This is a genomic window from Planomicrobium sp. MB-3u-38 (assembly GCF_002836425.1).
GTDB classification, from domain to species: Bacteria; Bacillota; Bacilli; order Bacillales_A; family Planococcaceae; genus Planococcus; species Planococcus okeanokoites.
The window spans coordinates 1-19724 of record NZ_PJBO01000037.1; the positions used below are offsets into that span (position 1 = coordinate 1).

Consider the following 19724-nt stretch of genomic DNA (forward strand, 5'->3'; position numbering starts at 1 on the left):
TTGATTACAATCAAGAAACCGTCAAGGATATGCTTAAAGAGTTGATAGAAAGTGAGCATAGGTTTGAGAATACTGACTTTGAAAATCTAATAGAAATAATCGAAGATATATATAATAAATATAATTTAGATCGGGAATCACCAAAGTATTTGGAAATAGAAAAGTGGATTGAAAAAGGCTTAAAAAGAGAAAGTAGTATGCTAATTTTAATTGATGGAAAGATTGAGACAATAGGACTCCGCGAAAAATTAGCAATGAAATTTAATGTAGATATTTCAGAATTAAAAAATATAAATATTGAAGTAGCCAGCTATCAAAATGCACTTTTAATGAATGAGAATAATTATGATGAAGTATTGCTCACTTCTTTAATCAATATTAAAGATTTCAATATTCTTGAAAAAAGAATGTATAAAAAAGTGGACATAATATTATACGAAATAGAATTGAGAGAGATTAAGAAAACTTTAAACACTTTACGGGAAGTGAAAAACAGGTTAATTGACACGGGGGTGAGTAGCGAGGAAGAAAATATTTACACAAAGCTTTATAGCAAGTTTCGCTCTGCAGATAGTGACAGAGGAGCTATGGCATCTTTAAGTATTACTGACGTTTCAAACAGTATTCTCAGTTTACCTAACAGTTACAGTCACAGATTAAAAAAACCTTATAAAGGAAACAATGCAGTAACAGCAAAACTGGTAGTATTCGAGGACGAATTTTGCACTTTCTTGAAATTGACTGATAACGTAAACGTCAGAAAAGAAGGTAGAAGTAAAGCAGAAACCAAAGTGATGGCAGATTTGGAAGAAGGAGATGATCTAATATTAATTGACGGAGATGTAAGGCAAGATCTTTATAATATATTCATCAAAAATGTCAACTCAGGAAACACCAGTAAAAAGCATTATGAAGTAGTAAAAAAATGGCGTGAATTGTATGAAGATAAATTTGTATATCTGAAACTTGACGATAACGAATTATTTACTTTAATGAAGTTAAATGGATGGAACAAAACTAGTAAAGGAATTTTGGGGAATTGGAGAACGGGTTATAGTTATGGTCCGAGAGATCAGGAAGACATTATAATATTGGGGCTTTCTTTAAATATTACTGAATTCATCAAAAATCAGGAATACTATTTTAATTCAATGCGATATATTAGGACCGAAGCCAGAGTGGCAGCAAGACTATTGAATAAAATTATTTACTACACTGAGAAAAAGATTAACTCAAACGATAATGCCTTTTTAAATAAATACCAGCTTACTATTGAAGAAGTTCAATCTGCTGTGCACATCAAGAAGGTAAAGCACATTTCAATAGAGGAGTACAGCGTTAAGCCTACAGAAATTGGGGAAATCTTTAATCAAAAGGAGGAAATTGAGTGAGTCGAGAAATGTATTCAGAAGTGAGAAGCATTATATTAAAAGAATTGAAAAGAGATTTGATAGGACCGGATTATATAGAAGAAGATATTCTGGTAGAAACACCTACACAGGCCTATATTACCGGCATTCTCTATCCCTTGGAAGCAGAAGTGGAAGAAGAAGAGCTATTGGAGGATATTTATTCAGGAGAAGGGGATAGTAAAAGCAGTGTTGATGACGAAACTTCAGAGGAAAATCCTAATGCAATAAAAATTACACAGCAAAAACAATCATCACTTGGCATGAGGTTTTTTGTAGCTGAAACTACAGAGAAAGTGAACGTTAAAATAAAGTGGGGAGAATACAAAAAAGTAGTTGTCAAAGACGAAAAGACAGGAAAGAAGAGCCAATCGTGGGAAAGGGTAATCATCACTCATAGTATGGAGGTTGATTTGAGGAATTCAAGAAAAAAGTTGGAATTAATAGATGAGAACACAAAAGATCATTTACGTAACATTTACTTCGTGCTTGATAAAAGAAAAATCAAAGACACTTCCAATTATATTGTTTCATTGTTTCTAGTAAATCAAAATGTAGATAAAACCAATCAAAAATCAATTTTTCAAAGCAGTATGGAAGTATCCGGAGTAAATGATACAAAGATTTTTCTAAGTGAAAATAGTGCCAGACTAAAACAAGACGACTTCCAAGAGTTTTTGTACAGGAATAAACCGGTATTTGCTAAAGGATACGGATGTGCAGTGGAATGGGAAAACTTTGATTCCAAAGGTGCTTCCCGCCTAAAAACGGCTTTCATTCCTTCTCATGAAATTGAAAGTATGAGCACAGAACTTCCTGATGACCTTGAAAGTGGGGTATTCTTAGAAGCAAACTTTTCTATCAGAAGTATGGCAAAAGAAGAAGATTCAAAAGTACTTATTACCAGTCTTTATGATTTGGCTGAAAGATATGAAAATTGGATAAAGAGATTGCCTATAAATAAAGTTGAAGATCATAACTCTGCTCAAAATATACTCGACAACTGTTACTCAACATTAAAAAGAATCAGATCGGGCATAAGAATTCTTGAAAACAATCCCAAAGCGTATAAAGCTTTTAAATTTATGAACGAAGTTATGCATACCCAAATCAGTATGAAAAACTATGCGAAGAATAATCAAAATACGACATTAGTAGATGAACTGAGAAAGGAAAATTTTAATTGGCGTCCGTTCCAATTGGCTTTTATTTTGTTGAATATAGAAGGAGTCGTTGATAAAGAATCTCCTGACAGAGAATTAGTAGATTTATTATGGTTTCCTACCGGTGGGGGGAAAACGGAGGCATATCTAGGCATAATAGCTTTTCTGTTGGCTTATAGAAGATTAACAAACGATAGTAAAAATTCATATGAAAAGGACGGGGGCGTCACTGTAATTTTAAGGTATACCCTTCGTCTGCTTACAACGCAACAGAGAGACCGCTTGATGAGACTGATTGCCGCAGCAGAGTATATTAGAGCCACAAACCCCAACGGGCTGGGTGAAAAAGAGATCTCTATTGGATTTTGGGTTGGAGGACAAGTTACTGCAAATAAGTTCAGTGATTTAAAAGAAGCTCCTTACAAAACAGCAAGTCAAGTTGAGAATGAATATAACAAGATCAGGAAACAAGTAATAGAATGTCCATGTTGTGGTACTAAAGATCCTTCATATAAATTTTTGCCAAATGAACAATATAATACTGAAAAAACAGGTGTAGAGATAAAGTGTCGCAACAGTTCTTGTTATTATTATGAAAATCACATGCCAATATATTTAATAGATGAAGAAATTTACAAAAAAGCACCCACTATTATAATTTCTACAGTTGATAAGTTCGCCAGAATAGCTTGGGATGAAAAAACAGGTTCTATCTTCGGTAAGGTTGATCGCTATTGTGAACGTTGCGGATATATTGCAGAGGGAGAGGACCATGCAGAATTTCACCGTAAACCATCCGCTAAGGTTAAGAAGGTGAAACCCTTTTATCCGCCTGAACTTATTATTCAGGATGAACTTCATTTGATTACAGGTCCCTTGGGAACTATTTATGGATTATATGAAACAGCAATAGAAGAGCTGTCAAGTGCGTATATAAATGGTGAGAAAATTAAACCGAAATACATTGCTGCAACTGCAACAATTAAAAATGCTGAAGAACAAGTTCAGAAAGTGTTTGGTAGAGAATCTGTGAGTCAGTTTCCGCCTCCGGGTTTAAGTATTGAAGACTCATTTTATGGAAGGGAAGTAAATGTAAATGAATTTCCTTTCAGACTTTATACAGGTATTTGTGTAAGTGGTCATTCTATGAAGACCGTTTTACTGAGAGTATATGCAGTTTTACTTCAAGTAACAGAAACGCTGAATACTTCGTCGGAGTATTCAAAGTATAAAGACTTTGTAGATCCATATAGAACCTTAATTGGATATTTCAATAGTGTAAGAGAACTGGGTGGTACCGTCAGGTTATTGGATGATGATATAAAGAAAAGAATACAATTTTTAAAGAATAGATATGGATATACTAAGGCCAGATACCTTGATAATACAGAAGAATTAACATCCCGAATTCCTTCTTACCGGATTCCTAAAGTGCTGGAGCTATTGGAGAAGCAAATAGGAAATAAGGAGATTGATGTCGCTTTAGCTACTAACATGATATCAGTAGGTATGGATGTAGACCGACTGGGAATGATGGTAGTCACAGGGCAACCAAAGCAAACATCAGAATATATTCAGGCTTCAAGCCGGATCGGCCGGAGTAAACCGGGATTAGTAGTGACCATATATAATCCATACAGAGCGAGAGATTTATCACACTATGAGAATTTCAAAGGATATCATAGTAGGCTCTATAATTATGTAGAGGGTACTACTGCCACACCATATGCGGCAAGGGCGAGAGATCGGGCGTTACATGCTTTAGCGGTAAGTATTATACGTTTGAGTAATAAAGATGCAGCTTCAAATAAAAAAGCTTCAATGATAAATAGTGCTAATACGAAGGAGTTATATGAAGCTGTTGAAAAGAGAGTCACTGTTTCAGATGTAAAGAATAAAAAAGATACTATGAAAGATCTAAAGAACTTTGTAGATAAGTGGAGATTGTTAAGTACAGACTATCCGGCATTGCAATATTATGTTTTTCCGAAGAATAACAAAGTACCTGAAGAGTATTATAGGCTGCTATCCCGATTCAATGATTTAAAACCAAAAAATAACAACGAGTACGATACACTAGACTCTATGAGACAGATTGAAAGCACATCGAAAATATTTATTTATGAAGGTTGGGAGAAAAAATGAAAAATGAGGTAGGGGAAGTTCGGCCGGGACAATTAATTACTACCTACGGTCCTGGGGCAATTATGGATGCTGTCAATGATTCGCTAATGATTATGGACATCAATTATTGGGATCAAAATTTAGAAACCATACATGATAAAAGATTGGCAGGGTTTTTAAAGAAAAATTATTTCAAAAAAATCCCTGTAAAAGGAAAGATGGATTTACCATCGATCCCTTTCCCGTATTCTCATATTTGTTCAGATTTAAATTGTAGAGAAATATTTGATATCAGAAAAAAATTTACTATAGGTAAATATTTGCAAAACGGTCCTATCTGTCCAAGTTGTGGAAAAAAAGCCTATCCTGCAAGGTTTATCGTTTCATGTGCAGAGGGAAATCATCTGGATGATTTTCCTTGGCAATGGTGGGCTCATAAAAATAAAGGAAATCATGACTGTGATGGTAAGTTAAAATTAACCAGTTCTGGACAAAATTCCGGACTCTCTTCTATGAAGGTATCATGTTCTAAATGTGGAGCCAGTAATAATATGGGTGGAGCAACCCAGAAAGGCTCTTTTAAAGACCTTAAATGTACAGGGAATCATCCACATAGACTTAAGAAGGAAAATTGTGCAAGTCAGGAGATTGTTCCATTGCAAAGGGGAGCCTCAAATGTATATTTTCCTGTACTAAGAAGTGCTATATCAATTCCAGAGAAGGAAAGTGATAAACAAAAGACAATTTTAGAGAATATCGAGAAAATAAAAGAATTTGAAGAAATACTTGGAGAAGAAGGTATTAAGAGGTTATTCCATAAAAAATTAAAACAGCTTGACATTTTTTCGACATATGAAGAATTTCAAGTAGAATTGAAGTTGTACGAGAAGAACCAATCAGTTGCTGAAGAAGAGACAGGGAGATATGAACAAATTAAAGAAATCGAATATGAAGCTTTTACAAATTTCAAGGATCACGAGGAAAAAGGGGGAGATTTTAAGGCGGAAGTCGAGCCAGTTCCTCGTGATCTCCAACACTTTTTCTCACGAATAGTGAAAGCTCAGAGACTTAAAGAAGTTCTTGTATTACTTGGATTTACAAGGATTGACAGTCCGGAGCCTGAAGTAAAAGAGGTAAAAGATATCGTAAGATTAGGAAATTCCAATATAGATTGGTTACCTGCAGTTGAAATTTTTGGTGAAGGAATCTTTTTCGAGTTGAACAGAGACACGGTTGAATCTTGGATCAAAAAAAACGAAAAAGTACTTAATAGTTCTACAAAATACAAGTCTTTATACCAAAAATATTTGCAAAGTCGTGGATGGGATCATCAAAGCGAAAAAGATGTAATTTATGTCTTGCTACATACGCTGTCACATCTCTTAATTAAGCAACTAAGTCTTGAGTCCGGCTATTCCTCTACAGCTATTAAAGAGCGCATTTATTATAGTGAAAAGATGACAGGTATTCTGCTTTATACAGGAAATACCGATCAAGAGGGATCGTTGGGAGGCTTAGTGGAGATGGGCGAAATATCCCGATTCCGAAAAATTTTAGTCAATGCTTTGGATGAAGCAAAGTTTTGCTCAAATGATCCTTCATGTTCAGGTCAAGAGCCCTCAGAAAAAAATTATTTGAACGGAGCATCCTGCTTTGCCTGTACGATGCTTCCAGAGACGGCCTGTGAAACAGGGAATATATTATTAAGTCGTTCATTTTTGATCGACACAATGGAAAGCGAAGTAACTCCTTTCTTTAAAGGATTAGTATAATATGAATTTAGAAACATCTCGATTATATGTACTTGCTGAGGAGTTAGGTTTACAGTTTGAAAATAAAAGGCTCTACAATAAAAATCAGTTATTACAAAATTTAAAGAAAGTTTTTCCTAGTGTAAAAGATGAAGATTTAAAACGCTTTTTTGCTTTGATGGAAATTCAACACGAATTGGAAACGGTGCAAAAGGTGCAAATGGAAGTGGTCGTTACCGCGCCTCCTGAAGTGCTGAATCAACGGAGAACAATAGGGGTCTTAAGAGAATCTATTGAGAATGCAAATCGGACTATCTTAATTACGGGTTATTCAGTATCTGAATTTGCCACTGAAATTATAAATTTGTTAATTGAAAAAAGCAGAATGGGGATTAAAGTAAAATTCTTTATCGACAAGAATGTAGATCCTACAAAATTTCAAGAAGCGATATCTACCCCAAACTTCGAGCTTTATAAATATAAGAGTTCAAAAGAGTTTTCAAGTATGCATGCAAAAATAATTATTCTTGACGATGAAACTGCCTTTATTTCTTCATCAAATCTTTCTTACAATGGTATAGTTAATAATTTGGAAATTGGAGCCGTTATAACTGGTAAAGCCATTGAAGAATTTAAAGAAATTTTTAATGAGCTTATAGCAAAAGAATATTTCTATAGAGTTTATTAAATTAAAAGACAGGCTATTAAGCCTGTCTTTTAATTTAACTCCTCTAATATAGGTTTTAATTGTCGTGCAATGTGAAATGCCATAAGAGGGGGAACGGCATTTCCGATTTGCCGGAAGGCTGCTGTACGCGAATCTTCAAAGTAAAAATCATCTGGAAATGATTGGATTCTGGCGGCTTCTCTAACAGTAATTGATCGATTTTGTTGAATGTCGGGGTGTATATAATAATGCCCATCTTTTGAAATATGGGCTACTACAGTGTGAGAAATACCATCATAGGGAACTAGTTTATACCTATCCAAGAATATTTTGCGATTATTATGTGTTTGATTTTCTTCGGGCAATTCATTGTATTTTAATAAGTATTGTCGTTGGTCCCAATTTCCGACAACTAATCTGTAAATGAGTAAATCATTCTCATTATGTGGTCTAGAAATGTGTTGGGTTAATATATTCCATCCTCGTTCTCTAATGAATGGATTGGCGATTCTGGCATTTCTTCTGTAGCTTCTTTTTCCATCGATAGATTGGCCGCTATTTAAATGCGGAAGGTCATTAAATAAATCGCGGATAGATACTCCATTAGAGATATGCTCGAAGTCAGGGTAAGACAAGTTAAATTCTTCTCGCCAACCAATTAAAACAACCCTTTGTCTGTTTTGAGATACATTAAAGTCTCTTGCATTAAGAACTCGATATTCAATCTTATATCCTGCTTCACGTAACTCTTGACGTAAGCCTTCTAATATACTACCTTGCTGAGCTTTTATAATTCCCTTTACGTTTTCAAAAATAAACATCTTTGGTATGTAGCGTATAATAAATCTGATGTATTGTTTGTATAAAAAATTACGCGGGTCATTTCTCATGCGGTTAGGATCTCTTGAGATTCCAGCGGTAGAAAATGCTTGGCAAGGAGGACCGCCAATTACTATATCAATCTCACTTTCTCCTTGAGAAGCTAATTGTTCATCGATTTTAGAGGTAATTTTCGGGAAAGTTTCATCTCCTATTTCAGTCTCAATAACTTTATCAAATATATTTGCAGGAATTATACTGTAAAGTTGCTCTCTGGAAATTCTTTTCATTAAGTAATCTTCATAAGGTTGTAGATTTCCAGTTTTTCTTAAATGATAATAAACCTCTCTGGTTCTGAGAGTATTACAAGCGCTTTTATCCATTTCAATATGAGAAATAATATTATAACCAGCTTGTCGAAATCCTTCAGACAAACCACCAGCGCCAGCAAATAAATCGATAACATTCATTACATAGTCCAACTCCTCTACATGATTATACCAGGAGTTTTTCATAAAATACATTAATGAAGAAACTTAAGGAGGTTTATTTTTTATGAAGCATTATTACCGAAATTTATTTTAAAACATTAAATGCTTATGAAAATTTTGGTGAGATTTTATTTTGAATACTGAGGTATTTACGCTTTTTCTTTATTACGCAAATTTCTTAAAAACTTTTCTATTTTTGTTATAGCATCTTCGAAGTTAAATTTGAATTCATGTTCCCAAACTCTTAAAATATTCCATCCGTGATTGATGTAGTAATCCGTGACTTCCTTATCTCTTTCAACGTTACGATTAAGTTTTTTTTCCCAAAACTCCGAGTTGTTTTTAGGTTTATTTCCGTGTTCAGGACAAGAATGCCAAAAGCAGGAATCAATGAAAATTACGACTTTATACTTTTTTAGAGCAAAATCAGGTTTTCCGTATAGTGACACTACATTTCTTCTAAGGCGAAGTCCTCGATTCCAGAGAGCTTTGGAAATCTTGTCTTCTAGTTTAGAAATAGAACGAATGGCACTCATATTTTTTGATCTTTGTTCTTTAGTAATTTTTTCTCCCAATAGTATCACCCCACATACTATGGGGATACCCGTGTTTTAAAAAAATTATTCATGAAGGATATGAAAGGAAACTAGTTAAGCTATAATATAACGTTAGAAGAGTTCATAAAGTAATTCTATCTTATTGATTAAAGGTGGAGGAGAAGAAAATGCCAATTTACAACAAACTCGTCCGAGACAATATCCCTCAAGTAATCGAGAAAACCAACAAACAATTCTCTACCCGAATTCTTTCGAAAGAAGAGTACATGGTCGAAGTTAAGAAAAAAATGAATGAAGAACTCGAAGAGTATCAAGAGGCAACCACAAATGAAGAAGCCGTGGAAGAGCTGGCGGATATTCTTGAACTCATGCATGCCGCTGTAAAAATACATGGAGCTACTATTGAACAGCTTGAAGAGGTCCGCCGCGCGAAAGCAGAAAAACGTGGTGGATTCGAAAAAAGAATTTTTCTGGTCGAGGTTGAAGATGACTAAGCTGGAATTAGTCACCTCTGAACTTTTGGGACATTTGGAGAAGCTTTCGAAAGAAGCAAAGGAAATACATTGGATTACGGCTTTTGCGATGAAATCAGGTATCAAATTAATACTTCCGTTTCTACAGAAAGCCGCAGAACGGAAAGTGCCGATTAAACTGCTGGTAGGGGATTATTTATTTGTTACTCAGCCTGGCGCATTGGAGCTGCTGCTTGAACAATTGCCTGAGGCCGAAGTGCGCCTCTGGAAAAGCGGAGGAGTTTCATTTCATCCAAAATCGTATCTGTTTCGCGGAACTGAAAATTCTCATTTGATCGTAGGTTCTTCAAATCTTTCCGCCTCCGCGTTAAAACGGGGAGTGGAATGGAATTTGATCGCTCCTACTTCAGTAGACAATGAAGTTTTTGAAGAAGCTGTAAAGCAGTTTCATACTTATTTCTATGGGGAACAGACAATTCCGCTGAATCATGAGACTCTTGCTGAATATACCGAATTACATAAGAACGCCAATATCAAGCGACCGATCAGTCCGGTTTGGTCTGAAGCTGAAGAAGTTGAAATGACGGTAGGTCCAGCGCAGCCGCAGGAGATAAGCGAGCCGCCTGCAATATATACTAAAGATATATCTCCGAGACCGGCTCAGCAGGAAGCGCTCGAAGCTCTGGAAAATGCTATGGATGAAGAATATAGCCGGGCAATGGTCGTTTTAGCTACTGGACTCGGAAAAACTTATCTCGCCGCTTTTTTTGCAGAGAAATTCAAGCGGGTTTTATTTGTTGCGCACCGGGAAGAAATTCTGTTCCAGGCGAAGCAGTCGTTTCAGCATGTGCATCCGGATAGAACCAATGCTTTTTATAACGCTTCGAAGAAAGAAACAGATGCGGATTTTATCTTTGCTTCTATATATACATTGGGCAGCCAATATCACCTGGACCGCTTCGAACCGGATGCTTTCGATTTAATCGTTGTGGATGAATTTCATCATGCGGCAGCTCCGACTTACGAACGGCTTTTGCAACATTTCGAACCGAAATTTCTGCTGGGTATAACAGCAACGCCGGACCGGATGGACAATAAAGATGTCTATGCGTTATGTGATGGCAACGTAGCAATTTCGATTCACTTTCTGGACGCCATCGAACGTAATTGGCTTTCGCCTTTTCAGTATTACGGCGTCTATGATGATACCGACTACTCGGCTATTCGCTGGTTAGGAACGCGGTACGATGAGGAAGAACTAATGCAAGTTCAATTGCAGGAAGATTTCGCCGGCAAGATTCTGGCAGCATGGAAACAGCATAAGCAAACGAGGACGATTGTTTTTTGTTCATCTGTCAGACAAGCGATTTTTATGAGCGAGTTTTACAAGAAGAATGGAGTTCGTGCTATTGCGTTGCACGGCGGTTCACCGCCTGATCAGCGGAAAGCGGCAAGAGTGCGGTTGGAAACGGGTGAACTTGAAGTTATATTCACTGTGGATCTATTCAATGAAGGAGTCGACATTCCAAAGGTCGATACGCTCTTGTTTATTCGGCCGACTGAATCGCTGACGGTTTATACACAGCAAATCGGACGTGGTCTGCGAATTGCGGATGGAAAATCACATTGCGTCATCATCGACTTCATTGGGAATTATCGGAATGCCGACCTGAAACTATCGGTATTTGATAAGGCAGGGAATGCCGGTGCCAGTAACCTCATCGAACCTCTTGTTCCTGCTGCCTGTGAATTCAATTTGGATATTCAGGTAATCGACCTGTTGAAAGAACTGAACAAAAAGCGGGCTCCGCGAAAAGAAGCTGTGGTTCTGGCTTACAGAGAGCTGAAGCGGGAATTCGGCAGAAGACCAACTTATCTGGAATTTCATTTGTATGCCAATACCGATTCGAGGATTGTGAAGCAAGAGTTCAAGAGCTGGTTCGGTCTGCTGGCATATGCAGGGGAATTGGATGAAGCGGAGCAAGAGGTGTGGCTGAATTACAAAGACTGGCTGATTGAAGTGGAAAGAACAGGAATGACGAAGAGTTATAAGATGGTCGTTCTCAGTTATATGCTCTCTAAAGGTGAAGACAATTGGCTGGATCCGATTACTCCACAGGAAGCTGCACCATACTTCCATCAATACCTGACAGAAAAAGACTATCGTTTGAAAACGGACTTCAGTGATGCTCAAGGCAAGAGACTGAGAGAGTATAACGAAAAAGCTGTCAGTGATTTGATTGCCCGTATGCCGATGACTAAGTGGGGTGGGAGTGCGAAAGAAGGATTAGTGAGTTTTAAGGAAGGTATATTTAAATTGAATTTGATTTTAAACTCTGGAAATGAAGGCAGTGATATTTTATATTCATGGACTTCAGAGATTGCAAAGTATAGATTACACCATTACTTTGAAAGGAAATCGTTGAATTGAAGCAATAAAAAAAGCAGCCGAGAGGCTGTTTTTTTGTCTGGACTTATTTAAGAAATAGATTTACCAAGTGGATTTAATAGAGAAATGGAAATAAATGCATTTTCAATAAAATACAATGCTATAATATAAGGCAATAAATTCTTTTTTGGAGGTACATAATGAATAATTCTTTGAATACTCAAAAAGAAAAATACTATGCTTGGGTTACAGAAAACTTAGGGGAAAAGACAGGCATATGGTACGCTCCATATCTTGAAAAACTTGGACACCTTTTAGAAAAATATGGATTAGCTGTTGGCTATAAAGAAAATTTCTTTGAATATCAATCCTATTCGGAATTTAAGAATATTTATCAAGAGATGACGGAACAAAGTGATGAGGATATTGAGAGATATGTAAGCGGGAAAGGTACACCACGGTATCCAGAAGAATACGGGACCAAAAGAGTTCAATTTAGATATAAAATTGCAGAAGATGAATATAATCGTGGCATTAGAAGTAAACCTGATAATTTAGGTGGGATACCCGATTGGGGCGTATTAATGCGTTCGTATTTAATATTTTTGTATTATGACGAGAATCCAACTTTCATTTACCCGAAAAAAGAGAAGAAAATTATAGGTCAGGAAGATGAAATTGATAAGAGCGTTAATTATTGGGTGGTTTCTCCAGGGGAAAATTCTAGATTGTGGGATAACTTCCTTGTAGGAAATATGATTGCACTAGGTTGGGATTATTTAGGGGATATGAAAAACTATGATTCCAAGGAAGCTGTTGAACGTAAAATGACAGAACAAAGGGCGGATGGGGTACGCCCTATAAATGATACAAAAGCTGTTTGGGATTTCTATCATGAAATTCAAACGGGAGATACTATATACGTGAAAGAAGGAATTAAAAGAATTTTAGCCCGTGGAATTGTTATGGGAGATTATTACTTTGATGATAAAGCAACAGAGTATAAACATAGAAGGAAAGTGGAGTGGCAACAAGTCGGAAAATGGGATATTCATCAGACTTTTGCTCAGAAAACATTAACATGTCTAAATAATTATCCAAACCTTATTCAAGAAATTGATCAAGTAATGAATGAAGATTTTATCGATCCGAAAGATGCTGAAGTAAATGAATTCCGAAATTGGTTATCCAATCAAGTTACTGATACAGGTGCCAGCTTGAATGATAAAACGATTACGCAAAAAATAAGTGCGCTAAAGAATATAGAGCAGCACTTCGATACTTCAATTTTTGGTGAAACAGATATCGAGGAACTGAAGCAGTTGAAAGATGTTGTTATATCAGATGATACATATCAGAGTTATAAAGGCGTAGCGGGGAGTTCAATTGACTACTATATTCGATATGCTGAATCTAAGCCTACAATTATAGACAACGAACCTTTTACAGTGGAAGATTTTCTATCAGATGTTTTTATCGAAAAGCAAGATCTTGGACGGCTGATTTCCCTGCTTGAAAATAAGAAGAATCTTATTTTGAAAGGCGCACCGGGAGTAGGTAAAACATATATTGCCAAGCGTTTAGCGTATGCAATGATGGAAGAAAAAGATGAAACGCGTGTTCAAATGGTGCAGTTCCACCAAAGCTATAGTTATGAGGATTTTATTGAAGGATTCCGTCCAAAAGCTGAGGGAGACGGATTTGAGCTGAAACAGGGACCGTTTGTAAAGTTTGCCAGAAAAGCTGCACGTGATCCGGAACGATCCTATTTCTTTATTATTGATGAAATCAATCGCGGTAATATGAGTAAGATATTTGGAGAACTAATGATGCTTATCGAGGCTGACAAGCGAGGCGAGCAAATTAACCTTCTTTATTCTAATGAAAAGTTTTCTGTGCCGCCTAATTTATATATCATCGGGATGATGAATACGGCAGATAGAAGCTTGGCTTTATTAGACTATGCACTTAGAAGAAGATTTTCGTTCTTTGAAATTAAACCGGCTTTCCAAAATGATACATTCAATTCGTATGTAAACGGATTAGATAATCCAGATGCTTTAAATCGTGTGGTTGATGAGATTAAGAGCTTAAACAACCAGATAACCGAAGAGCTGGGGACAGGTTTTCAAATTGGGCATAGCTATTTCGTAGGCGATGCTTATAAAGTGGATACTGTAAATCGCTTAGACGAAGTAATTGAATATGAAATTATTCCACAGCTATTCGAGTATTGGTTTGATAATGAACAGAAAGCGAACGATTGGGCTGGACGACTAAGAGGTTGTTACGATGGAGAGAAATAGTAATATTCCAATTCGCAATATTTACTATATGCTTTCTTATGCGTATCAAACGTTGAATCTTTCCGAGTATAAGGAAATCGGAACAGAAGTTTTTGAGAACGTCCAAGAGCTTTACGCGGAAATTTTATCGATTGGCATACCAGTTTTGATTCGTGGAGGATTAAGTAAAGATTATATAAGTGTTGAAGAGACTTCTAATGTCATTAAAGGGAAAATTGATATTAATTCTACGATAAAGAAAAATACATTGGTAAATAAGAAAGTTGCAGTAGTTTATGATGAGTTCTCTGAAGATATTTTGTTGAACCAAATCATTAAAGCAACGCTCCTTTACCTGGCGCGCTCAAATAAAATAAATCGTAAAATGCGTAAATCGTTTTACGGATTATTGCCTTATTTTACAGAGGTATCAGATGTAGAGCTGGATTTGAATCTATGGAAGAAAGTTGAATATAACCGCCAAAATATTCGCTATCAGTTTATTGTGGATGTATGTAGATATCTATATGAGCAGTTATTATTTGATGAAAGTTCTGCATCTCAGATAATGAAAGAGCTTCAAGATGAACAAAGATTGTCATCCTTATATGAAAAGTTCATATATGCATTTTTTAAACGCGAAACAAATTATAAAGTGTCCCGTTCCCAAATTCAGTGGAATGTTGATGATGGCTTTGCAGATGCATTGCCGATTATGCAGACAGATCTCATACTCCAGAAAGAGAATAAAACATTGATTGTAGATGCGAAATTTTATTCAGAGAATATGGCAGCGAGGTTTGAAGGTGGAGCTGCAAAACAGAAGTCGGGCAATCTTTATCAAATATTTACTTACATAAACAATTGGGAAAAGGGTCCGGATGAAACAGTTGCGGGTATGTTGCTTTATGCGAAAACAACCGCGTTAAATCAACCTAACCATGTTTACAATATTAAGGGTAAACAGATTTTTGTGGCTACTCTAGATTTGCAGGAGGATTTTGTGGGCATTAAGGAAAGTTTGTTGGCACAGGCTGATCAGTTTTTTGCTTAGTTTTATATGTTCGGTTGATACGAAATAAATCGGGGGAACAAAAATGGAATTCAAAATCACAGAAAAAGAAATGCAATTCGAAAACGAGCAATATGCATCAAGAATGATCATAACTGGAAAAGGGCAGGGACACGATAGAGGAGAGCCGAGGCTAAGATGTGCTGTTACACTGACTATCCGAGTTAAAGGAACTGACAATGAGTTAAGACTCAGAGGAAACATCTATTGGGACGCTAAATATCCGAAAACGCATGTTTTCTTTACTGGCGGAAGTATAAAAGAGTTTATCGCTGAACAAGGTCTGGATTATGCCCCGTTTAAATCGGAATACTGGGATAAGGTGAAGAGATTGGCATCAAACGTCTTCACAGATAAAGAGATTCTTGAATACACTAAAATGATGGAACAGGTAAAGGCGTAATCCCGGAAAATAATTTTAGATACGAAGAAAAAGTTTGAGAACACAAAAAACCAGCTGACCACAAATCAACTGGTTTTTTCTATACATTCAATCTTATGAATTCACTGCGCCAGTCAATTTCCGTTCACTCAGCAAGCCGCCGGCAGCTTTGACACGAATTTTCGTGGCATTGCCTGGGAGGTAGGAGAGCGGAACTTCCTCCAGATCGACGATGACCAAATCATCGGGATCGGCGCCGGCTTGTATGGCTTCATCGAAAGCCATTTTCTTGGCCAATGCCAATGTTTCTTCGCGTCCGAGTTCATCGGTTTTGAAGATTTTCTCGATTTGACCGCTGACTTGGGAAATGGCAGAGCCGATGGCGTTGGCGACTCCTGAATTTTCAGGCTTGATGACTTTGGATGCGCCTTTGAGTTCGGTTGGGAACAGGATGCTCCCTCCACCGACCAGAATGACGGGAACTGGATCTGAACTGGTTTTCATCTTGTCGATCGTCTCTTCTGCCATGTCGACCATTTTTGCATAGACTTTTTTCAGCACTTCTTTATCAAGGTGTGCAACCAGGGATGGGTCACCGAGTTCAGCGACGCCTAAAGCTACAGCGACATCAGTGGTCGTGAGCGTATCACCGCCGAAGACGAGGCCTTTCTCAATCAGTCGATAGCCGACGCTTTCCGGTCCGATCTGGAAACTGCCGTCACCATTCAATGTAACTATCGTGCCGCCGCCCAATCCGATGGAAGCGATATCCGGCATCCGGAAGTTCGTCCGGACGCCGCCGATTTCAACTGCCAGAGACGACTGGCGGGGGAACGATGCCACCAGTACGCCGACATCTGTTGTTGTTCCGCCGACATCGACGACGAGTGCATCGGGGTGGTCAGTCAGATAAGCTGCACCGCGCAGACTGTTGGTGGGTCCGCAGGCAATTGTGAGAATCGGGTACTTCACTGTATATTCAACGGACATCAACGTGCCGTCGTTTTGGCCAAAGAAAATATCGGCATGGATTCCTTCTTGCTCAAGCGCTTTGATGAATCCATTGGCAGTGGAAGTCGCCACATCGACGATTGCAGCGTTGAGGATGGTTGCATTTTCACGTTCGAGCAAACCGACACTGCCGATTTCACTTGATAAGGAAACAGCGACTTCATCGCCGAGCACTTCTCTCACGATTTCTCCAGCTCTTGTTTCATGTTCTGTTGAAACGGGTGAGAAGACGGAAGTAATGGCGATCGAATCGACCTGTCCCTTTACTTCTTCTGCAATTTCTCGAATCCGTTCTTCGTCGAGCGGCACGATTTCACTTCCATCGAATTCATTGCCTCCGCGTACGATATATAAATGTTTCCCAAGGATAGAGCGCAGATCGTCAGGCACACCAACGAGTGGCTTGATCGCAGTAGTGGCGGGGGCGCCGATGCGGATGGCCGCCACTTTATTCAGACGTTTCCGTTCGACGATGGCATTGGTGCAATGCGTAGTGCCGAGCATTGCATAGTCAATCTGTTCGACCGGCACAGCGCTGGCTGCGACGACTCTTTTCAGGGCTTGATAAATCCCGGAGCTGACATCTTCGGTTGTTGTAGCTTTCACTTCTGAAATGACGTTATATGCTTCATCTAACAGTACGGCATCGGTATGGGTTCCACCAACATCAATCCCTATGCGGTAACTCGCCATATTAAATTTCCTCCTTCACTAAAAGCAATTCTTCGAGCGGTTGAAAATCGAGATCATAGCCAAAGTAGCGGGGACCGGTCACTTCAATCCCTTTTTCAGTGCGCCATTTCGGATCACATGGCATACCGATGACTGTGCAGCGGGATCCGTACCGAAGCCCTTCTGTCGTAATTGGCATTCCGGTGTCTGAATCGAGTACGGTAATCAGATCAGGCGTTACACAGACCGTCCGGCCGTCGACTTGAGCAAGCAGATGCTCATTCTGGAAATGCAGTTTGCATTCTTCATCTTTATTATTATTCAATCCTTCTATGGTTGCCGTTCCCTTGGCGAAGCCATCCTGAGTTTTGCGGTTAATGTCAGTAACCTTGCCTTGGAACAGGACACGCCCAGCCGTCAAACCAAGAATACGGTCTACAGGGTTTTCGTTCGCTTTCATTGCCGTCCGGATTTCTGCTCCTATTTTTTCTTCAAGCGTCAGGATGTTTTTGATCGCTGATTGCTTCACGACACGGCCTTCCATCGGATAGATGGCAAGCATCACTGAACCGCCCATTTCGATGGTGGCAGTGCGGGCGATCCGTTCAGCCCAAACGCTGTCGATCGTATTCAGCAGCAGACTGTTCTTTTTCTCATCAGACAAAACCATCGGAGTTGCAGAAACACCTTCCAGATAGAAGGTGACCATCTGCAGTTCCGGGAATGCGCGGCCCATGCCGTCAGCATCGACAACCGGCAAACCAAGGGTTGCGGCTAAAGCAAGAGGCAGCAGCGAATTGATTCCGCCGGCTTCAATTGGCATAGTGGCATAGATTTCTTTGCCGAGGTACTCTTCGAGCGACTTGAATGCAGCGATGGCTTCTTCTCCGTTCGGCACTTTTTCAATCATGACTGTCGGTGCACCCATCATGGCGGATGGGACGATCAGCGCGTCATCCGGAACTTCATCCGGATCGAGAAGCCGGATCGGGCCGTGTTCTTCAATGGCTTGAATCGCCATCAGTTTGCCGATATATGGATCGCCGCCGCCTCCGGTGCCGAGTAAGGCTGCGCCAATGGCGATGTTTTCGATTTCTTCTTTTCCAAGTAGTCTCAAGAGAAATTCCTCCTTTAGTTTTTAGTCAAGACCAAATCAGTTTGTCTGCTGCTTTGCAGTACTTTGCTGGCAACCAATTGCACAGCGAATGCCACTAGAAAGGCGTCAAATCCGGAAGCGCCGGTCAATGTAAATAATCCGAAACCGTTAGGAGCGGGGGTTGTGGCAAAAGCGACCAGTGAAGCAATAACCCAGATACTGACACCGACATAATTTACATTAGGCTGGGCGTCGAGATTGCTGAATGTGTATTTCTTGCGGTTCATCAGGTAATCAGCGACATAGATGCCGCCAATCGGTGGTATTAAAGCACTCAGGAAAATCAGGAATGGGATGAAATGCGTGTAGATTCCTCCCACCGCCATAGTTGTACCGATAATACCGGCTGCAATGGTTAAAACGTATTTAGGTGTATTCTTGAAGATTACCGAAAAGCCGAGTGCAGAAGAATAAAGATTGTTGTCGTTCGTAGTCCATTGGGCCAAAATCAGGATCAGCATGGCACCTGTTCCCCAGCCGAGTCCAAGCAGAATAGACACAATGTCAGTCTGTGCAGTGGCTTTCGCCAATACAGCGGCAATCAACAGGACGGCGCTGAAGCCGGCGAAGAATCCGACAAAAGAAGAGATGACAGCATCTTTGGTCGACTTGGCATACCGGGAAATATCAGGGCCGATGATGGCGCCGACCGCCAAAGAGCCGATGATCAATGATACGGAAAGGCCGATCGTCAGGGGGTCTCCTGCAGCTGGGACACTAAGAACTTCACTTAATGACTGGTTGCTCATCACACGGATCAATGAAGCGACCAAAAGGATGCCAAGAAGCGGGACTGCAAGAAGGCTGAATTTCTCAATGGCCTTATAACCGAAAAACGCTGTAGTGGTCATCAGGATTCCGCCTATCACAACCAGGATTTTAGGGTGGATATCAATATTGAAAACATTGAGCAGGACAGTGTGGAGGCTGGCGCCGAACAAATCCACTTGAACACCGAACCAGCCGAATAAAGCAATGGCTATAATTGCCGACACAGCGTAGGAACCGTACTTGCCAAGTGAAAATCTGGATACAAATGAAGTGGACAATCCGGTCTGTGCGCCGACGACAGAACAGAGGGCGCTGACAACAGCCAATAGAAAACAGCCGATCAGTGTTGCAATTACCGCACCAGTCATTGATAAGCCGGTGCCCAGCGAGCCGCCAAGAACTGTAGCTGATAATGCAATGACTGCTCCCATCCAGACAACTGAAAGTTTCAGCCATCCTTTCCGTTTTTCCTGAGGGACGGGTTCACGTTCGAAATCCTGAACTAAATTTTTCGCGAATCTGTTTTCCATTT

Annotated in this window: 14 protein-coding genes; 9 read left to right on the forward strand and 5 right to left on the reverse strand. The window is 39.1% G+C overall.

Annotated features, from left to right (window positions below; translation table 11 throughout):
* The 4 genes from drmE to CXF70_RS08085 all read left to right on the forward strand — a co-directional run.
* Positions 1 to 1391 (forward strand): DISARM system-associated protein DrmE (drmE, locus tag CXF70_RS18140; protein WP_233208577.1); only part of this gene is annotated, 1391 nt, incomplete at its 5' end.
* On the forward strand, positions 1388 to 4717 hold the full coding sequence (gene drmA, locus CXF70_RS08075) for a DISARM system helicase DrmA (protein WP_101802211.1): 3330 nt from the start codon (positions 1388 to 1390) through the stop codon (positions 4715 to 4717). The genes drmE and drmA, both read left to right, overlap by 4 nt.
* The gene (drmB, locus tag CXF70_RS08080) at positions 4714 to 6468 is read left to right on the forward strand and encodes a DrmB family protein (protein ID WP_101802212.1); all 1755 of its coding nucleotides are present in this window, start codon (positions 4714 to 4716) and stop codon (positions 6466 to 6468) included. The genes drmA and drmB overlap by 4 nt, the downstream gene beginning before the upstream one ends.
* A 1-nt stretch (position 6469) precedes the next feature.
* The gene (locus CXF70_RS08085; protein ID WP_101802213.1) at positions 6470 to 7135 is read left to right on the forward strand and encodes a phospholipase D-like domain-containing protein; all 666 of its coding nucleotides are present in this window, start codon (positions 6470 to 6472) and stop codon (positions 7133 to 7135) included.
* A gap of 29 nt (positions 7136 to 7164) precedes the next feature.
* On the opposite strand, the gene CXF70_RS08090 is transcribed toward CXF70_RS08085, so the two are convergent.
* Both CXF70_RS08090 and CXF70_RS08095 read right to left on the reverse strand, forming a co-directional pair.
* The gene (locus tag CXF70_RS08090; RefSeq protein ID WP_101802214.1) at positions 7165 to 8403 is read right to left on the reverse strand and encodes a DNA cytosine methyltransferase; all 1239 of its coding nucleotides are present in this window, start codon (positions 8401 to 8403) and stop codon (positions 7165 to 7167) included.
* Positions 8404 to 8573: 170 nt separating this feature from the next.
* Positions 8574 to 8999, reverse strand: a complete 426-nt coding sequence (locus tag CXF70_RS08095; protein WP_101802215.1) for a very short patch repair endonuclease — start codon at positions 8997 to 8999, stop codon at positions 8574 to 8576.
* 149 nt (positions 9000 to 9148) lie between these two features.
* Here CXF70_RS08095 and CXF70_RS08100 point away from each other — a divergent pair, with 149 nt between their 5' ends.
* From CXF70_RS08100 to CXF70_RS08120, 5 genes are all read left to right on the forward strand, one after another.
* Complete coding sequence (locus CXF70_RS08100) at positions 9149 to 9475, forward strand: nucleoside triphosphate pyrophosphohydrolase (protein ID WP_101802216.1); 327 nt, start codon at positions 9149 to 9151, stop codon at positions 9473 to 9475.
* The gene (locus CXF70_RS08105; RefSeq protein ID WP_101802217.1) at positions 9468 to 11885 is read left to right on the forward strand and encodes a DEAD/DEAH box helicase family protein; all 2418 of its coding nucleotides are present in this window, start codon (positions 9468 to 9470) and stop codon (positions 11883 to 11885) included. Before CXF70_RS08100 ends, CXF70_RS08105 begins: the two co-directional genes overlap by 8 nt.
* Positions 11886 to 12043: 158 nt before the next feature.
* Positions 12044 to 14149: an AAA family ATPase gene (locus CXF70_RS18355; RefSeq protein WP_199172808.1), complete on the forward strand. Its 2106-nt coding sequence runs from the start codon at positions 12044 to 12046 to the stop codon at positions 14147 to 14149.
* Entirely contained in the window at positions 14136 to 15182 is a 1047-nt protein-coding gene (locus CXF70_RS08115; protein ID WP_101802218.1) for a 5-methylcytosine restriction system specificity protein McrC, read from the forward strand. The genes CXF70_RS18355 and CXF70_RS08115 overlap by 14 nt, the downstream gene beginning before the upstream one ends.
* Before the next feature lie 43 nt (positions 15183 to 15225).
* The gene (locus CXF70_RS08120) at positions 15226 to 15603 is read left to right on the forward strand and encodes a hypothetical protein (RefSeq protein ID WP_101802219.1); all 378 of its coding nucleotides are present in this window, start codon (positions 15226 to 15228) and stop codon (positions 15601 to 15603) included.
* Between the two features lie 93 nt (positions 15604 to 15696).
* Here the strand turns inward: CXF70_RS08120 and CXF70_RS08125 are convergent, their stop codons facing one another.
* From CXF70_RS08125 to CXF70_RS08135, 3 genes are read right to left on the reverse strand one after another with little or no spacing between them, the layout of a single operon-like run.
* Positions 15697 to 17286, reverse strand: coding sequence for a hydantoinase/oxoprolinase family protein (locus tag CXF70_RS08125; protein WP_101802220.1), 1590 nt, complete (start codon positions 17284 to 17286; stop codon positions 15697 to 15699).
* Position 17287: 1 nt separating this feature from the next.
* On the reverse strand, positions 17288 to 18382 hold the full coding sequence (locus tag CXF70_RS08130; RefSeq protein ID WP_101802221.1) for an S-methyl thiohydantoin desulfurase family protein: 1095 nt from the start codon (positions 18380 to 18382) through the stop codon (positions 17288 to 17290).
* A gap of 14 nt (positions 18383 to 18396) precedes the next feature.
* A complete protein-coding gene (locus tag CXF70_RS08135; protein ID WP_101802222.1) occupies positions 18397 to 19722 on the reverse strand; it encodes a cytosine permease in 1326 nt (441 codons plus the stop codon).
* Between the last annotated feature and the right edge of the window lie 2 nt (positions 19723 to 19724).